General features: G+C 37.3%; 16 protein-coding genes. 3 read left to right on the top strand and 13 right to left on the bottom strand.

Annotated features, from left to right (window positions below; genetic code table 11):
- Positions 1-7 precede the first annotated feature (7 nt).
- The 5 genes from FG382_RS13625 to FG382_RS13605 form a co-directional block, all read right to left on the bottom strand.
- The gene (locus FG382_RS13625; RefSeq protein ID WP_142539437.1) at positions 8-1,570 is read right to left on the bottom strand and encodes an aminotransferase class V-fold PLP-dependent enzyme; all 1,563 of its coding nucleotides are present in this window, start codon (positions 1,568-1,570) and stop codon (positions 8-10) included.
- Between the two features lie 15 nt (positions 1,571-1,585).
- On the bottom strand, positions 1,586-2,695 hold the full coding sequence (locus FG382_RS13620) for an ABC transporter permease (RefSeq protein ID WP_170206516.1): 1,110 nt from the start codon (positions 2,693-2,695) through the stop codon (positions 1,586-1,588).
- Entirely contained in the window at positions 2,692-3,966 is a 1,275-nt protein-coding gene (locus FG382_RS13615; protein ID WP_142539435.1) for an ABC transporter permease, read from the bottom strand. The genes FG382_RS13620 and FG382_RS13615 overlap by 4 nt, the downstream gene beginning before the upstream one ends.
- Before the next feature lie 15 nt (positions 3,967-3,981).
- A complete protein-coding gene (locus FG382_RS13610; RefSeq protein ID WP_142539434.1) occupies positions 3,982-4,911 on the bottom strand; it encodes an ABC transporter ATP-binding protein in 930 nt (309 codons plus the stop codon).
- Positions 4,912-5,772: 861 nt separating this feature from the next.
- Positions 5,773-7,098: an L-cystine transporter gene (locus FG382_RS13605; protein WP_170206519.1), complete on the bottom strand. Its 1,326-nt coding sequence runs from the start codon at positions 7,096-7,098 to the stop codon at positions 5,773-5,775.
- Positions 7,099-7,456: 358 nt separating this feature from the next.
- On the opposite strand from FG382_RS13605, the gene cls reads away from it, so the two are divergent.
- Positions 7,457-8,911 carry a cardiolipin synthase gene (gene cls / locus FG382_RS13600; RefSeq protein WP_142539432.1) on the top strand — a complete coding sequence of 485 codons (1,455 nt, stop codon included), beginning with the start codon at positions 7,457-7,459 and terminating at the stop codon, positions 8,909-8,911.
- A gap of 35 nt (positions 8,912-8,946) precedes the next feature.
- Here cls and FG382_RS13595 read toward each other — a convergent pair whose 3' ends face one another.
- The 4 genes from FG382_RS13595 to FG382_RS13580 form a co-directional block, all read right to left on the bottom strand.
- Positions 8,947-9,771, bottom strand: coding sequence for a M15 family metallopeptidase (locus tag FG382_RS13595; protein ID WP_142539431.1), 825 nt, complete (start codon positions 9,769-9,771; stop codon positions 8,947-8,949).
- A gap of 121 nt (positions 9,772-9,892) precedes the next feature.
- A complete protein-coding gene (locus FG382_RS13590; RefSeq protein ID WP_142539430.1) occupies positions 9,893-10,138 on the bottom strand; it encodes a hypothetical protein in 246 nt (81 codons plus the stop codon).
- A gap of 46 nt (positions 10,139-10,184) precedes the next feature.
- Entirely contained in the window at positions 10,185-10,952 is a 768-nt protein-coding gene (gene yidC / locus FG382_RS13585; RefSeq protein ID WP_142539429.1) for a membrane protein insertase YidC, read from the bottom strand.
- 63 nt (positions 10,953-11,015) lie between these two features.
- Positions 11,016-11,807 (bottom strand): helix-turn-helix transcriptional regulator, encoded by a 792-nt coding sequence (locus FG382_RS13580; RefSeq protein ID WP_142539428.1) that lies wholly within the window; start codon positions 11,805-11,807, stop codon positions 11,016-11,018.
- A 312-nt stretch (positions 11,808-12,119) separates the two neighbouring features.
- Here FG382_RS13580 and FG382_RS13575 point away from each other — a divergent pair, with 312 nt between their 5' ends.
- A complete protein-coding gene (locus tag FG382_RS13575; RefSeq protein WP_142539427.1) occupies positions 12,120-13,256 on the top strand; it encodes an MFS transporter in 1,137 nt (378 codons plus the stop codon).
- A 40-nt stretch (positions 13,257-13,296) separates the two neighbouring features.
- Here the strand turns inward: FG382_RS13575 and FG382_RS13570 are convergent, their stop codons facing one another.
- Complete coding sequence (locus FG382_RS13570; RefSeq protein WP_142539426.1) at positions 13,297-13,593, bottom strand: hypothetical protein; 297 nt, start codon at positions 13,591-13,593, stop codon at positions 13,297-13,299.
- 179 nt (positions 13,594-13,772) lie between these two features.
- On the opposite strand from FG382_RS13570, the gene FG382_RS13565 reads away from it, so the two are divergent.
- Positions 13,773-14,264, top strand: coding sequence for a GNAT family N-acetyltransferase (locus tag FG382_RS13565; RefSeq protein WP_142539425.1), 492 nt, complete (start codon positions 13,773-13,775; stop codon positions 14,262-14,264).
- 15 nt (positions 14,265-14,279) lie between these two features.
- Here FG382_RS13565 and FG382_RS13560 read toward each other — a convergent pair whose 3' ends face one another.
- The 3 genes from FG382_RS13560 to FG382_RS13550 form a co-directional block, all read right to left on the bottom strand.
- Positions 14,280-14,744, bottom strand: a complete 465-nt coding sequence (locus FG382_RS13560; protein WP_170206515.1) for a DUF4064 domain-containing protein — start codon at positions 14,742-14,744, stop codon at positions 14,280-14,282.
- Positions 14,745-15,064: 320 nt separating this feature from the next.
- On the bottom strand, positions 15,065-15,346 hold the full coding sequence (locus FG382_RS13555; protein ID WP_142539423.1) for a GNAT family N-acetyltransferase: 282 nt from the start codon (positions 15,344-15,346) through the stop codon (positions 15,065-15,067).
- Between the two features lie 33 nt (positions 15,347-15,379).
- On the bottom strand, positions 15,380-16,348 hold the full coding sequence (locus FG382_RS13550) for a ring-cleaving dioxygenase (protein WP_142539422.1): 969 nt from the start codon (positions 16,346-16,348) through the stop codon (positions 15,380-15,382).
- Positions 16,349-17,162 lie beyond the last annotated feature (814 nt).

The raw sequence follows: 17,162 nt of genomic DNA, 5'->3' as shown, positions 1-17,162 counted from the left end.
TCATCATTTACTTTGTATGGTATGCCCGATAATTATCCAGCCAATTTGTAAACTTCGACCAAGCATCTTCAAAATCTGGTTGAATACATGAAACCTGTAGCAGTCCTCGTTCTACTAAATAATCACTTTTATAATGAAGATCGAAGCCCGACATTCGTGCATCCTCGGCTAAATGAGGAAAGACTTTTTCCTGCCAAGTAATAATCATTGGGTAATGATCATTCGCTAATAATAGGATTTGCTGCTTCTTCACTTCTTCCTCGATAAACTTCATCCGATTTTGTAAAAGTGTATATCTTACACCTTTTTCATAGGCTTTCAGGGCATTCTCCAAACTTTGTACAAGCTGGGAGGACATCGTAAAGGGAGTCGTTTGACTAGCTGTTAGACCAATATCTAAATAAGCCGGAATGTTATCGCTCGTCACAATTTCCGAGTTAGAAAAGACGAATGCTAAACCACTCATTGTTCCTAAAGCTTTTCCACTGACACCAGTAGCTAAATACACGCCAGCCATTGAAAATGGCAACGCGCCAAAAGAACTTACACAATCTGCACAAAGCAGCACATTATACTTTTTACATATATTAGCGAATGCTTCGATATCATTCAACATTCCCGTAGAAGTTTCCCCATGCGTCATTAATAACCAGCTATAGTTACCAGTTGCAAGTTCTTTTTCAATTTCCATCCTATCAAATGATGTTCCCCACTCATAGGCTTGTACCTCAAAAGCAAGCCCCCATCGGCTGGCTTGTTTTTCCAAGCGTTCTCCAAATGCACCATTTGTAAGTATTAGCCCCTTCTCTCCTAATACATATAATTGGGCAATCATGGCTTCGTTTGCAAGTGTCCCACTTCCAGCTAAAAGATGTACATACTTTGCCTCGCTCATCTTCAAAAGTTCATTTTTTACTCGTTCAAGCATCACTTCAAATGCATGCGAGCGATGGGATATCGGTTTTTCTAAAAATGCCTGTTGAATCAGTTCCGTTGGTTGAACAGGCCCTGGATAAAACGAATATCTTTTTTGCTTAAAACGAGCAGCAACGGAACGGTCAAATCGCTCTCTTGTCAGCACCATTGGGACGAAAAGGGCATCCCCTGTCCCGACTGTTTCTGCAAAAGGTTCAAAACCTAGCTGATTATATAACTTTTGTTCACGAATAGTCCCAGATATAACAGCCGCCCCGTATCCGTTCTCATACGCATAATCAGATAATGCACGCGCTAAATAGTAAAATACTCGTCCATTCCGATGAGCTTTATCGACTGCCATTAGACGCACTTCACACAACAGTCCGTTAAGCGCATCTTCTGGAAGCAAATCCTCTACTGGTCCAAGCTTTAAATCTAAGGAAAAAGGACGGACTGCACGAAATGCAACCATCCCTGCGAGCTCTTGATCCTTAAGCACAATGACATACACGTTTTCATGATGAAATGGATCTATCCTCATTCCACTTGGATCTGGTTCATGCTGTGGAATTTCTTCTACAAACGTTTGATAATTTAGTCTAGCAATCGCTTCAAATTCTTTTTCTGTCCTTGCAATTTTACACCAGTACATCCCAAACACCCCTATCTATTCACTAGAATGGTATCGTTCTGTCCTTTTTTCTAGTAAAGTAATACCAATCACGATTAGCAATATAGCTAAAAGTATCATCATACATATATACGAAAAGACTCCACCTAAAGTTTCCCCATAAATGGTAACTCTTTTTAAAGCTTCCATTCCGTAATAAATAGGAGATATCCACTTCAACGCAAGCAGTCCTTCTGATTGAACGATTTCTAGCGGCCAGTATGCCCCACCAATCATTGCAAAGGCCACAGCAAGTAAAGAAATAATAACGCTGCTCTGACTAACGGTTTTCACAAGTGAGATAATAAACAATGAAAACGCCATGACGAGTAATACATACACACTAGAAATAACGACCACTTTCCAGAACCCACCGTACATATTTGTACCAATGATGAAGCGAAACAAGAAAATGACTAACAGCATTTGTATAAGTCCAATAAGATAACTAAATGATAAATGACCGAAATACAATTGAAATCTACTTATAGATGCAAGCTTCAAACGATTCCATATTCCTGTTCGTTTATCCTCTAATATAAACTGGACGTTGATCGAAATTGTATAAAAGACAAAATAGAGCATGAACCCAAAAAGACTTTGAAGGGCCCCGTCATATCTAAATACTTGGGACTCATCCATGGAAGACTTTTTCAATAGAAATGATGGTTCTTCCGCCATGCTTTCCTCTACTTCTTCCCACTTACTCTCTCCAGCATTGGTAATTATCTGTTCTTGAAAGGCAAGCTCGTTATAGATAGTTACTACTTCAAGAGAAAGCATTCTTACGACGTCTGATTCGATATCTACTAAAACAGAATACGTTTTTTCCTGAAGCTGTAAGCCGATTTTGTCCCTCTTTTCCTTCATCACTTCTTGCAATTCTGCTTCTGATAAAACGGTTATAGAATAATCATCCTCATGTTGTAGCCTTTCCAAAACCTTATTACTCATGTCCGTGTCATCCGTCGCAACTAATAAAGTTATACTACTACCGACGCCACCGCTTAATATATACGCAAAAATAATAGTCATAACCGTCATTGAAATAAGAACGAGAGGTTTTCGTTTCAAGTTTTGCAGTCTTGCGAGCCATATTCCTTTCACGATGTCACCCCTCTTTTTGGAAATAAAACAATGGATAGCAATATACAAATAACAAACCATCCATACAAAGTGAACATATAAAACCAAATGACTTCTAATAATTGTCCTTTTTGAATTGCTAAAATAGCGCTCATTGTTGCTCCATTAGGGGTAAAACTCCCTATATTTGCAAGGAGACTAGAGACGTCCCCTATGTTAAAAAACGAACCTCCTAAAAAAGCGAATATGGAAACTACTAAACCACTGAATATATTAGCAACTCCCTCTGACTTCGTTCGTAGTTGTAAGGTTGTAAGTAATGCAGAAAGCCCTCCGATAAATAAACTATAGCTTAACGCGATTAAAGCCATTCCCTCTAAACCAATCCAGTCAATCCCTAACACAAATTTACCGTAAAGTAGGATGATGACTTGCTGCATCAGTGCAATAATCATTCCCGTTATAAAAATAGAAAAAGCATATAGTGTGGCGGGTACACCTGCTAAGAGGATTCGATCGTATACTTTCCACTGTACTTCTTGCAAAGCGAAACCAGCCAAAAATGTCGGTATATAAAGAGCAAACATCACAAGCATTCCAACTGTGTAATAAATCGAAGCAGGAATTTTTCGCTCACTTCCTTGTAACGACTGTTCTATTCTTTCAACCGCTTGCCCATTCAGCATTACTTCGTCAGCTGAAATTCCTACTTTCGTTAAAGCAAGCGATTTAGTAAAACCAGTTTGCCACTCATCTAGCACCGATTGGATAATCGAAGCGCGTATTCCATTTTCTTGGCTTAAAAACAAATCCATATCAGGTGTTTCCTGTTCATCAAAATAAGCTGATTTTATGTAATTAAAGCGAAAGTCTGCAGGAATTAATAAGATGCCATCGATTTCTTTGTCTTTTCTAAGAATATCGAGTTCAGCAAATTGCCTATTTTCCTTTGAAATATATTTACTAATATCTTCCGAGCCAAAAATAGATTCTTCTAAAATGTGAATAGGATCGTTGCCCTTGAAAACTTGAAGTAAGGCCTCCAGAGCAGGTCCGCTAACTCCCTCTTCTTCCAAAAACCTTTTAATAGAAGCCTCTTCCTGCTCCCAGCTCGACTCATCTATTAGGACAAATTTAGCCTGAATAGCTGCTTCTTCCTCACTATTCATCACACTAGCAAGAGCAGTAGAAAGGATGGTAATGAGCACAACAGGCATCACTAGCAAAATAATAAGCGGCTGTTTGTTACGCAGCAACATTTTCATCTGTTTTCCAATTAAACTAAATAGCATCTCAGATTCTCCCCCCTAATCTCTCAATGCTCTGCCTGTCAAATGTAAAAATACATCTTCCAGGGAAGGAACTTTCACAATCGCAGAAGTAATAGTCACTGCATTTTTTGCAGCAATTGCAAATATAGTCGCCAGTGGCTCTTCGTTTTGAGGCATTGTAATCAAAAGTATTTCATCTTCTTTGCGAATATTAGCAGTTGGAAAATACTTTTTTAGCGCCTCCTCGAATTTCTGTGATAGAATATGCGCTTTTAATTCGATAGTTTGATTGTCCGATACAAGCGATTTTAATGTTTCTTTTGTTCCATACGCTATAATTTCACCTTGGTCCATAATATAAATCTTGTCACAGAGAAGCTCCACTTCTTCCATATAGTGGCTTGTATAAAGTAATGTCATGCCTTCTTCAACGAGCTGCTTGACAGTATCTAAAATATACGCTCTTGATTGGGGGTCAATCCCAACTGTCGGTTCGTCCATAATTAATATAGATGGATTATGTAAAAGAGCTGCTCCAATATTTAAACGACGCTTCATACCCCCAGAAAAGGTTTTCACTATATCGTTCTTGCGGTCAGTCAAACCGATTTTCTGTAAAATTTCTTCCGTGCGTTCTACGAGCAATTGTCCTTTCAATCCATAAATACGTCCAAAAAAGTGTAAGTTTTCTTTTGCAGAGAGCTCTGGATACAATGCTATTTCTTGTGGTACGACACCGAGCGCTTTACGGAGAGCCTCTGGGTTTTTATTAACGGATACGTTATTCCATAACACCTCTCCATTTGTCGGCATAATTAAAGAAGAAAGCATGGAAATAGTTGTAGATTTACCAGCACCATTTGGACCGAGTAGCCCAACAGATTCTCCTGCCTCCAGTTGCATATTAACTTTACGAACCGCTTCTTTTGTTTTGAATTTCTTGTGAAGATCAATCGCTTGTAGCATTTATCCAACTCCTTGTTATGCATATTTAGTTAAATTATAGCAAACTATTTTCCTAATATTGAAAATCCGTATGTTAAATCTATGTAAAGTGTAAGGAAATTATTTAGGAAGGGCTGGACAAAAATGTAGGTGACTTGCAGTTTAGGGATACTGTGCGGTAGTGAGTTGAATGAAGTGGACGCTTGGATTTCCGCTTCAGGGTGGACGCTTTCCGCGGGCACGGCTTCAATCTCCTCGGAGCTCTCGCTCCTGCGGGGCTTTCAGCTCGTACTGTTCCCGTCGGAGTCGCCACCCCTTCACTACAATCCAATAGAGTATGCTATTTACTCCATAATGAGACACTAAATTTAGTACGATGTTGCATTTTCTATGGGTGAAAACCTTTGATTAGTTGAAAAGATATACTATCTAGCAATTGTTGGGACCCATTGCTTGAATGGCTAATAGCAACCTTCCCTATAATTTGTACTGCACATAAAATGATTTTAAATGAGAAACAGCTTGACAGTGGTAAATAAATTAAAGAGCTTTTTTGCATTTAATTATGGATTAGTCAGCAAGTTCTATTGATGTAAGCGCAAGGCGGCGACACCTGCGGGATCAGCGGGACAGGTGATACCCCGCAGGAGCGTGCGACGAGAAGGCTCACCGCCCGCCCCGCGGTAAGCGTCCGCCTGGAGCGGAAATCAATTGCCTTTGCCGTATCTCTTTACGACGCAGTTTCCCCTATACTGCACATGAGGTGCCGATAAATCTAACGTACTAGCTTAGACATATTGTTGCAGAACGTTCTCGAATGCCAGAGATACACAATAAAACACAGAAAAGCCGCCCTCGAAAGGACGGCTTTTCATATTTCTATTAAGCTTCTACTGATTGTGTTTCTAACGGTGCGTTATATACGTCTTTATCTAACTCACCGGTAATTTTTGCTGTAGTAACTCCTGCTGTCATCGAACCACTTACGTTTACTGCTGTACGACCCATATCGATTAATGGTTCTACTGAAACGAGTAAACCAGCTAAAGCAACTGGTAAATTTAAAGCAGATAGTACTAGAATTGCGGCAAATGTTGCTCCGCCCCCTACACCTGCAACCCCAAATGAACTGATCGCAACAACTGCTACCACCGTTAAGATGAACATCGGATCTAATGGATTAATCCCTTGTGATGGTGTAATCATAAATGCAAGCATTGCTGGATATATACCAGCACATCCGTTTTGTCCTATAGACAAACCAAATGATCCTGAGAAGTTAGCTACTCCTTCTGATACACCTAATTTGTTTGTTTGTGTATTAATATTAATAGGTAATGTCCCTGCGCTTGAACGTGATGTAAATGCAAAAAGTAATGGCTCTGCTGCTTTTTTCAAATAAGTTATTGGATTTAGTCCAGATAACAAAATAATTAGCAAGTGCATGCCAAACACTACTGCAAGTGCTACGTAAGAAGCTACTACAAACTTACCTAAGTTGAATATTGCCCCAAAATCAGAGGTTGCTACTGTTCTTGCCATAATTGCTAAAATTCCGTATGGCGTTAAACGTAATACAATTTTCACTACACTCATGACAAGTGCATAAACTGCATCAATACCCTTTTTAATAATGGTTGCATTATCTTTATCTCTACGCGAAACCCCTAAATAGGCGAATCCTAAAAATGCCGCAAAAATAACTACCGCGATAGTAGATGTAGAACGTGCTCCTGTGAAATCTAAAAATGGATTTGCAGGAAGCAATTCAATGATTTGATCAGGAAGCGTTTTATCTGCTACTTCCGCCGAGCGGCCTTCATAATATTCTGCACGAGCTGATTCTGCATCTCCTTGTACAATTTGATCTGCATTCAAATCAAATATCGCCGCTGAGCCTATCCCTACAAGTGCAGCTATTGCTGTCGTACCGATTAAAATGCTTAAAATGATTGCCGCCATTTTCCCGAAGTTTTTACCAATAGTAATTTTCGTGAATGCCCCCAAAATTGAGATAAATACTAATGGCATTACAATCATTTGAAGAAGCTTCACATAACCTGTTCCAATTAGGTTATACCATAGTACAGAGTCGGCTAATACCTCTGAAGTTGCTCCGTAAATAAAGTTAAGTGCTAAGCCTAAAGCAATCCCTAGTCCTAACGCTGTAAATACTCTTTTCGAAAATGAAACATGTTTCTTTTGCATTATGATTAATATTCCAACGAAAACCAATAAGGCTATCACGTTAAGAATAATGAATAATAAATCCACCTCAAATACCTCCCTATTTAACTCTTAACATATAATAATTCTTTTATTCCTATTGGTCAAGTGGGTTTTTAACTAAATTGAACATTTAAGGAATACAAACTTCCTATTCCCTTCAAAAGGAAGGTAGATGTAGTTTAATATATCCAGCGGTAAGGGTATTATTTTTCTAAGCATCTGGTGCAATTCAATAGATGTCGCGATTACGCCAAATTGTAGTAGATATTTGCTTTTCTTCTTTCTTTTCGTTAAATCGGCTATACTGAAGATAAACTTCACTTTAGGGGGTGTTACTATGGCAGCAAGCGTTTATAGCCTACTCGTTTCTGGCATTCTTATTTTAAATATTTTCCTTGCTATTGCATTAATATTTTTGGAAAGGCGGGACGCTTCTTCCACATGGGCTTGGATTATGATTCTGTTTTTTATCCCTATCGTAGGATTTGGTATATATTTGTTATTTGGAAGAAAGTTACGTAAAAAGCATTTGTTTCGATGGGAAGGAAAAAACAAAATCGGAATTGATAAGCTGATCGAATTCCAAATGGAAGCAATAGAGGATGACTCATTCGATTTCCGCCTAGATGATGCTAGTCACTATAAAGAGCTTATTATTATGCATTTGCACAATAACCACGCAGTCTTAACACAAGACAACGATGTAGAAATCTTCACGGATGGTCGTAAAAAATTCGATGCCCTCTTACATGATTTAGAAAATGCGAAAGATCATATTCATATTCAGTATTATATCTTTCGTTTAGACAACCTCGGGCAGAAGATTTACCAAATGCTTTTAGCAAAAGCAAAACAAGGGGTAAAGGTTCGAATATTATACGATGATACAGGATCCCGTTCCTTAAGGAAAAGACATTTTAAAGAACTAATTGAATTGGGTGGAAGGGTGGAAGCTTTCTTTCCTGCCATTTTACCTCTCATTAATCCTCGGATGAATTATCGAAATCACCGAAAAATTGTCGTGATTGATGGCCGTATTGGCTATATAGGTGGATTTAATGTGGGGGATGAGTATTTAGGATTAAACAAAAAGTTTGGATATTGGCGAGATACACATTTACGCATTGAGGGGAGCTCCGTCCATCCGCTCCAAACACGTTTTATACTGGATTGGAACCAGGCTTCTGCTGAACATGATATCGAGTACTCCGATATTTTTTTCCCGGCTATCCCTTTAAAAGGTTCTGTCGGTTTGCAAATCGTTTCGAGCGGTCCGGATTCCGAATGGGAACAAATTAAAAATGGATACTTAAAGTTAATCATGATGGCTAAAAGGTATATTTATATCCAAACTCCATACTTTATCCCGGATGCTAGTTTTATGGACACATTACGTATTGCCTGCTTATCAGGTATCGATGTGCGGATCATGATTCCAAACAAACCAGACCATATTTTTGTTTATTGGGCTACTTACTCGTATGTTGGAGAACTAATAAAAGCTGGAGCAAAAATTTACATTTACGAAAATGGCTTTTTGCATACAAAAATGATTGTAATTGATGATGAAGCGTCTACTGTAGGGACAGCTAATATTGACGTTCGAAGTTTTAAGTTGAATTTTGAAGTGAATGCATTTATTTATGATCGGGAAACTTCTCATAAGCTAGCTGAAATTTTCGAAGAGGATATGAAAATATCAACGGAGATGACGTGGGAGATTTACGAGGAACGTACTAAAATGATTAAGTTTAAAGAATCACTTGCTCGATTGCTATCTCCAATATTATAAAAAAGAGGTTTCCAAAGTCGGAAACCTCTTTTCATTTATAAGTTGAAATATTCTTCTAACGTTATTCCTGCTTCAAAAACCTTTGGGGCAAGCTCTTTACCTACATATCGGAAATGCCATGGTTCGTACATATAACCAGTAATTTTTTCTTTTCCATTTGGATAGCGCATGATAAAACCATATTTATAGGCGTTGGCAGCCACCCATTTGCCAGCTTCTGTTTCTCCGAAGCTCTCTCTAGCAAAATGTTGTTCAAAATGCTTTTCTCCTATATCGAAAGCAAGTCCTGTTTGATGCTCAGAATATCCCGGTCTAGCGCTATAGCGATCGGCTGCCTCTTGACCATCGTTACTTACATACTTTTCATATAAAGTTGTTTGATATTCAAACGAACGATACGTACTAAATGCAACCAGTTCATAACCAGAAAGTTTTGCTTCTGCTGCCATTTCCTCAAAAGCTGCTCTTGCTTCCTTGCTTTCCCCTGGTGCATAAGTAGATGGTAATGGATATTTTTTACTTGCAATCAATATCCCTTCCACATAAGTTGGTTCTGCCGGCAATGTTTCGTTGCCCACATACCCTTTTGCTCCTGACATATCAACTTCAGGTTCCACAACAGTTGGGGTTTCTACCACTGGTTCTTCTTCTACCGGTTCTTCTACAGGTTTTTCTTCTACAGGAACAGACTCCTCTGTTTTAAGGGAAATTCCTAATGCAGCTATACTTTTATCTATATCCCAGTCATTCCACCAAATCCACCCGACAACTGCCACTATTAAAACGCCTAAAATAGATCCTGAAACAATATAAGGCCATTTTCTTTTCTTTTTTTGCAACATACTATATCTTGACTTCATGTACTCGTCTTCCTTCTTTCCACTAACGATACTTCTAGTTTACCATTTTTTCCTGAATAATTCGCTAGACTATCTTCCTTTAATTAAAAAATACGTCTACCTTTCTCAGGTAAACGCATTTTTAAAATAGTATTAATCCTAACACGACAAAAAACAGAACAGTAAAGATAATCGCCATGGTCCTCATCCACTTTGCCTCACGTGGAAATCCTTTTTCTTTAAAACTGATTGCTCGGTAGCCATTACTAAGTGCAAAAATAGCTGTCATAAATAAAACTGCTAAATTTAAATTACCTAGGACGATAAACACTAAGGCAGTAATTGCTGCTCCTACAATTAAAACACCAAAAATCCAATTTCTTTTCATTGCATACACCTCACAAGAAAAAACGAAGCTATAGAAGCTTCGTTTTTTATACTGATTCTTTCGCTTTCTCTGGATGATTAGAATAGAATTTTCGTCCTAAGTATGTTTGGAATATTAATAAAAGCCCACCAACTGCCCAGTAAAGTGGCAATGCTGCCATTGAGCTGAACGAGATGAACATGATCATAATAGGAGAAATATAAATCATCATCTTCATTTGTTGCTTTTGTTGTTCTGGTACTGTCCATAATGATACTTTCGCTTGTATGAAATACACTGCTCCGGCTATAAGTGTCATCGCGATATCAGGAGAGCCTAAGTTAAACCATAAAAATGGATGGGCTTTAATCTCTGTTGAATGCGAAATAGCAAAGTATAATCCCATGACAATAGGCATTTGAATAAGCATTGGCAAACAACCCATATTCAATGGATTTACACCATGTTTGCGATATAGCCCCATCATTTCTTGCTGTAAAGCCATTTGTTCTTCTTTAGATTTTGTTTCTTTTAATTTCTTTTGAATTTCATCCATTTCTGGCTTCAATTTATCCATTTTTTCTTTCATGCCTTGCTGGTGCTTATAGTTTCTAAGCATTAATGGCATAAGCGCAAAACGGATGATAACTGTGATTGCGATAATCGCTAGCCCATAGCTACCATTGAACATTTCACCAAAGAAATGTATCAAAAATTCAAAAGGTCGAACAAATATATTGTAAAAAGTACCCTCTTTGTTTTCTACTCCTGCACATCCCCCTAATACAAGGGCTGCGAACACAAGAATAGAAAGTAAACTAATCTTCTTTTTCAATTCATTCACCTACAATTATCAAACTATACAGAGTATACATCACTATGAAGCTATTTATCAAATCTAAAGTGATTTAGGCTCGTTAGGGAAAACATATTTAAAGGTTGGATGTTCCAAATGATTTCTAAATTGTTTAGGTGTTACACCTGTATACTTTTTAAAAATACGCGTGAAGTAACTTTGGTTGCAAAAATGGAATGCATCTGAAATATCCAAAATAGCTTTATTCGTGTGCCGTAAAAAAAATTGGCATTCTTCGACTTTACGAATATTTAAATACTCTACTAAAGTTACACCAGTATGTTCTCTGAATATACGAGACAAATGACTTGTACTAATATTGAAATGATTTGCAATATCTTCCACCGTTAAGCTAGTCTCAATCCCGTCGTTGATAAATAATATTACTTTATTCACTGTTTGGTGACCGAAGGAAGGTTTTTTCCTTTCTGTAATTACTAAAACAAAAAATTCTACTAGCTCATCTGCACATTGGAGAAATTGAGCATCATTCATTTGTGTATCGATAATATCAACGCTTGCAATATTAAAGGCCATTACTTTATCTGTAGGTACTTGGTTTTCGTAAAGCTTTCTCGCCATAATGGATGCTAATTGAATGTAGTAATTTTTCACATTTAATATCATTTGTTTTCCAGTTCTGGCGATAATTAAGTCGATCATTTTTCTTAGTACCGCTTTTGCTTCTTCTATTTCATATGAAAACATATGTAGAAATAACTTCTTCTCTAATTCGAAAAATTGATCTAAACCTTCAATTCTATTGGTGACTCCCATTTCTTTGTTATAAGACTTGGAGAAATACTCCAAAAATATTTTCTCTTTGCTATACATACAAACCTCATCTTTCTTTTCTTCTAGTACTTTTGGAATTCGCACTTTAGGAATACAGAATCATTTTATATCATTATACTGGAAGTTTAAAATATTATCACTTAAAATAGGTGAAGTTTTTCACATAAATTTCCTTCGTTATTATATAAACATAATTGTATTGATACTATAGTTTATTTCGTCATTTTCCACTATTTTTCAATTATCTTCTGTAAATTTTTATACTGTCCAAATATTCTTTTCCGTTTCTAGTGTGAATCACATCTAAATGCTAATATAAGGAATAGTTCGATATAGAAAAGAGGAACTGAATTGCGCTCATTTGTTTATCTCATTATCTTTTTCTCCTTTTTTGATCTGTTTACACAATTGCCGATCATGAGCCCTTATGCTAATAAACTTGGTGCAACTCCATTTATAACCGGCTTAGTTGTAGGTATGTATTCCTTCGCCAATACAATTGGTAACGTTATTTCTGGTGTCTTAACTGATAAAAAAGGACCCTATTATGTTTTATTATTTGGTTTGTTTGCCACTAGCGGTGCATTATTTTTGTATCATTTGGTAACAGAACCAATTGGATTATTATTCATACGATTTATCCACGGTTTGGTTGCAGGATTTATCGTACCTGCTGCTTTTACTTTTTCCGCTAACCAAACAGCTAGTGATAAACGTGGGAAAGGTGTCGCACTGTCTGGTGCCTTTGTTGGATTAGCTGCTATAGTAGGTCCAGCTATGAGTGGGATTATTGCCAGTAAGAAAAGCGAAGTATTTGTACTTAGTATTACGGCTTCCATCATGCTTTTGTTAAGCGTTTTATCGGTTGTTCTCTTAAAATCCATTACAATTCGTAGACAAACCACCATTACCAAGTCAACTTCTACTATTTCTATTCGTCAATTTTTTCAAGAAGCCGGACTTGTAAAAGCTTTTGCAGGAGCATTTTTCTTAATGTTTTCGCAAGGTGTATTAGCTTATATGCTCCCTTTAAAGATTTTACATCTCGGATTTGATACAAAAACTAGCGGTTTGCTATTAAGTATTTTCGGATTTGTCGCAATTCTGATTTTTATTATGCCAACCAATCGTATTTTCGATCAGGTAAAACCAGTGAAGACACTTGCTTTTGGAATGGCTCTTATGGGTACAAGCATGTTGCTTTTAGGACAAACGGAGATATTGTTGTTTATGTATATGTGGATGGGTTTATATGGGGTCGGCTTTGCTTTTTTATTCCCTTCTATTAATTCACTATTAATCGATTCTACCCATTCTTCTAACCGAGGCAAAGCATATGGTTATTTTTATGCATTTTTCTCTATTGGAGTTGTAGCTGGCTCGAGTGTGACTGGCTATTTAGAGCTAACTGCCAATGACGGCTTTTTTCTAACGGGAATTGTTTTACTCATAACATCTAGTTTATCTATTTTAATCTCTAAAAAGTAAAGGATCAGCCAAATTAAAAAGTGCCCGTAATAGGCACTTTTTAATTTGTTTTTTCTTGAGGTTTTTTAGTGTTGTCTTGTACTTCTTCGTTATAGTACTGAACACTTGTCATTGCCCCTTCAGATACCATTTTGTTATCTTGGATATCCTGGGGATCCGGGTTACCGGCTGCAGTTAAATCTGAATTATTATGTTGCTGAGCTTCCATAAAGGAATTTACTTTTGCTTTTGTATTATTAAACGCTACCATTGCTTTATCTCGGTTTTCTTTTTTTCTAAAATAGGCATATGCCCCCGCTGCAAGACCTGCTAATAGTAATGATTTGTTTTTTGCCATTTAAATTACCTCCGAGTTTTTCTTATTCTATTACCTGTTAATATATACCCTCTTTTACAACGCTTAAACTTCAATCTTTTTCTCCAAACATTAAAAGCTAGCATTTTTATTCTACTTATTGGTAGAAGATTGTTCGTATTTTTGATATGATAACTAAAAGAATTTAGAGGTGAGTTCGAATGATTAGGGCGACGACGTTAGAAGATATTTCAACTGTACAACAAATCGCAAAGATCAGTTGGAACGAAACATATAAGGGTATTATCCCTGATAATATACAATCCCTTTTTCTAGAAAAGGCATATTCGAATACAATGCTTGCGAAACGAATGGAAAAAACTATTTTCTTAATCGCCGAATATAAAGGGCAACCAGTTGGATTTGCAAGCTTTACATATGTAGATGAAGATGGTGATGCAGAACTAACTGCCATTTACATATTGCCCGAATATCAACAGCTTGGCTACGGTAAAAAGCTACTTCTAGCTGGATTAGAAGAAATGCATACTGGTCGCCAATTATTCGTTTATGTAGAAGGTGCAAATCAAAAAGCTCGGTTTTTTTATGAAAAATTTGGATTTGAATGCTTAGAAGAATTTGACGAATATTTTGAGGGTCATCCATTAACCACTGCAAAATACATGTACCTATTAAAAACACCAGCTTACTAAGCTAGTGTTTTTTAATTATACTGATTTGTAGTATTCTTCTTGATCATTGAATTGTACAGGTGCTTTTCGAACAAAACACATAATAGCAGCGATGTACAATAAGATCGAAGTCAATGAAATAATTCCCGCAAATAGTCCAGCTATTATAAACATAGCACCTGCAAGCTTCGGTTTTTTGTTTTTAGTAACAGCAACAATTCCTACGATATTCAATACAAGGCTAATCACAAGAACGATAACAAATCCCCACCCAAAAGTGCTGAACATTCCTGGTAATACGTCCAAAAATTGGACAACCATTTCAGCTTCCTCTCCTGTAAAATTCGGATCATTCAAGATTTCTTGTTGTATATCAGACTTTACTGACTCGTCTTGAATTGCAGCACTTCCACTAACTACAAGAATAGATACTCCTATAATTGCGATAATAGTAAAAACCGCACTAATTACTCCTAAAACTATTTCTCCAGTACGTGACATATAGATAACCTCCATAAAATTTTAATATAATTATTCTACGAATACCGCTCCTAAAAGTTTCGTCTTTTTTCATCTTCCCGCAACCTTTTGGGTTAAACCTGTTTATATTATTTTGTAATTGGGTATTTATATACTAACACTTATTCTAGAAGGGATGATTAGATGGAGAAAAAATTGATATTCAACCAGACTGATTTCTTTTACACATTGGCAGGTGCTTCGGTATTAACAGGTATTTTGGTATTCTTTACACAGATTTAATAAACAAAAAATAAAAAGGCAATCCACTTATCTATAAAGCGGATTGCCTTTTTGTATTACTAGGCTTTTACATCATTATATTCATCAGATTTATTGAAGACTGCTACAACATAGGAGCATACAGCTTCCATTTTCAAATTATTTTGGCGGGCATAGGAAGAGGCAGCATCCAGTAGTTTTTTTGCTATACCTTGACCTCTTAACTTATCAGAAACGTAAGTGTGATCCATTACCATAATGTCTCCCAATAATGTCCACGTTATCTCTCCAAGTTTCTCTCCCTCTTGCGTATACTCGTACGCAAAAACGTCATTGCCTAATTCTTTGTATTGAAAATCCATTGTCTACCACTCCTTTTCTGAATTTTATCACATTTATTTGTTAATTGACAACGGACGCAACTTGGCTTCTATTTGTGCTCTTTTTGGTTCTAAAAAAGGCGGTAATGCAAGTTTTTCTCCAAGGGTTTCCATCGGTTCATCAGAATCGAACCCCGGTTCATCTGTTGCCAATTCGTATAAAATACCGTTCGGCTCTCTAAAGTAAATAGATTTAAAATAATAGCGATCGACCAACCCAGAAGTAGTAAATCCATGAGAGCGCAGTAATTCTTCCCATTTTGGGTAATCTTCCATTGACGGTACACGAAATGCTACATGATGGACGCTTCCACGTCCTGGTCGTTCAATAGGCAAATCTGTGCGTGTTTCGATATGCACTTCTCCTGCTGGTCCACCTTCTCCTGTAGTATATACAAGAATATCAGGCATATTTTCTATTTTGGATGGATACGACCCTGCTAGTGTAAATCCGAGTATACTTTGAAGTACCTTTTCTGTTGCAGCCGATTTTCTTACTGTTAGTGTAACTGGTCCTAAACCTACTAGTGCGTTTTCAGCAGAGATTTCATCCTTTACCCATGGTTTTCCATAAGGAATCCCTTGGCCATCATCTACTACAAGCATCATTCTGGAGCCTTCAAAATCCTCAAAGTAAAGCGTGTTTCTACCGTATTTTTCTACTATCTGTTCGTGAGGTACTTCATATTTTTCAAATCTTGCTTTCCAAAATGTTAATGCATCATCGCTTTGCACACGAAATCCAGTATTACTAATACTAGATACTCCAGGATATGTTCTGCCTGCCATCGGAATGTCAAAGTACGTCATATCTGTACCAGGTGTCCCTACTGCATCTGCGTAAAACAAATGATACGAGGAGGTACTATCCTGATTTACACTCTTTTTCACTAAACGCATTCCTAATATTCTTGTAAAGAAATCATGATTTTTATCTGCATCTCCCGTAATGGCTGATACATGGTGTATACCCGCTAATTTCATTTTTATGTCCTCCTTATTTATCTTGAATTCGAGATATATTAGTTATATAATATCAAAGATTTATTTTGTATGCAAATAATAAAGCAGACGTGTCTTTAAGGATATTCTGTTTTCTATGGAAATAATATGAGCATTATAGGGAAACTGTGCGGTAGTAAGTTGAATAAAGTGTCCACTGGGATTTCCGCTACAGGGTGGACGCTTTCCGCGGGCACGGCTTCCATCTCCTCGGAGCTCTCGCTCCTGCGGGGCTTTCAGCCCGTACTGTTCCCGTCGGAGTCGCCACCCCTTCGCTACAATCCAATAGAGTTTGCTAATTACTCCATAATGAGACACTAAATTTAGTACTATGTTGCATTTTCAATGGGTGAAAACCTTTTATTAGTTGAAAAGATATACTATCAAGCGATTGTTATCTATTGTTGGGACCCATTGCTTGAATGGCTAATAGCAACCTTCCCTATAATTTATACTGTACATAAAATGATTTTAAATAAGAACTGCTTGACAGTGGTAAATAAATGAAAGAGCTTTTTTGCATTTAATTATGGATTAGTCAGCAAGTTCTATTGATTGAAGCGCAAGGCGGCGACACCTGCGGGATCAGCGGGACAGGTGAGACCCCGCAGGAGCGTGCGACGAGGAGGCTCACCGCCCGCCCCGCGGTAAGCGTCCGCCTGGAGCGGAAATCAAATGCCTTTGCCGTATCTCTTTACCTCGCAGTTTCCCTAAACAGCACCCAACCCTGTATATTGTGTATATTATCCAAATAGATATAAAAACATCCTAACTGTCGCTTATGGACAATTAGGAT

The organism is Psychrobacillus lasiicapitis, assembly GCF_006861795.1.
GTDB classification, from domain to species: Bacteria; Bacillota; Bacilli; order Bacillales_A; family Planococcaceae; genus Psychrobacillus; species Psychrobacillus lasiicapitis.
The sequence above is the reverse complement of the archived record's forward strand: the minus strand, read 5'-3'. Positions and strand labels throughout refer to the sequence as shown.

Excerpts from the sequence above, each read along its gene's own strand:
- FG382_RS13625 (WP_142539437.1), bottom strand. The coding sequence starts at position 1,570 with ATGTACTGGTGTAAAATTGCAAGGACAGAAAAAGAATTTGAAGCGATT.
- FG382_RS13615 (WP_142539435.1), bottom strand. The coding sequence starts at position 3,966 with ATGCTATTTAGTTTAATTGGAAAACAGATGAAAATGTTGCTGCGTAAC.
- FG382_RS13610 (WP_142539434.1), bottom strand. The coding sequence starts at position 4,911 with ATGCTACAAGCGATTGATCTTCACAAGAAATTCAAAACAAAAGAAGCG.
- FG382_RS13605 (WP_170206519.1), bottom strand. The coding sequence starts at position 7,098 with ATGCAAAAGAAACATGTTTCATTTTCGAAAAGAGTATTTACAGCGTTA.
- cls (WP_142539432.1), top strand. The coding sequence starts at position 7,457 with ATGGCAGCAAGCGTTTATAGCCTACTCGTTTCTGGCATTCTTATTTTA.
- FG382_RS13595 (WP_142539431.1), bottom strand. The coding sequence starts at position 9,771 with ATGAAGTCAAGATATAGTATGTTGCAAAAAAAGAAAAGAAAATGGCCT.
- FG382_RS13590 (WP_142539430.1), bottom strand. The coding sequence starts at position 10,138 with ATGAAAAGAAATTGGATTTTTGGTGTTTTAATTGTAGGAGCAGCAATT.
- FG382_RS13580 (WP_142539428.1), bottom strand. The coding sequence starts at position 11,807 with ATGTATAGCAAAGAGAAAATATTTTTGGAGTATTTCTCCAAGTCTTAT.
- FG382_RS13570 (WP_142539426.1), bottom strand. The coding sequence starts at position 13,593 with ATGGCAAAAAACAAATCATTACTATTAGCAGGTCTTGCAGCGGGGGCA.
- FG382_RS13565 (WP_142539425.1), top strand. The coding sequence starts at position 13,773 with ATGATTAGGGCGACGACGTTAGAAGATATTTCAACTGTACAACAAATC.
- FG382_RS13560 (WP_170206515.1), bottom strand. The coding sequence starts at position 14,744 with ATGTCACGTACTGGAGAAATAGTTTTAGGAGTAATTAGTGCGGTTTTT.
- FG382_RS13555 (WP_142539423.1), bottom strand. The coding sequence starts at position 15,346 with ATGGATTTTCAATACAAAGAATTAGGCAATGACGTTTTTGCGTACGAG.
- FG382_RS13550 (WP_142539422.1), bottom strand. The coding sequence starts at position 16,348 with ATGAAATTAGCGGGTATACACCATGTATCAGCCATTACGGGAGATGCA.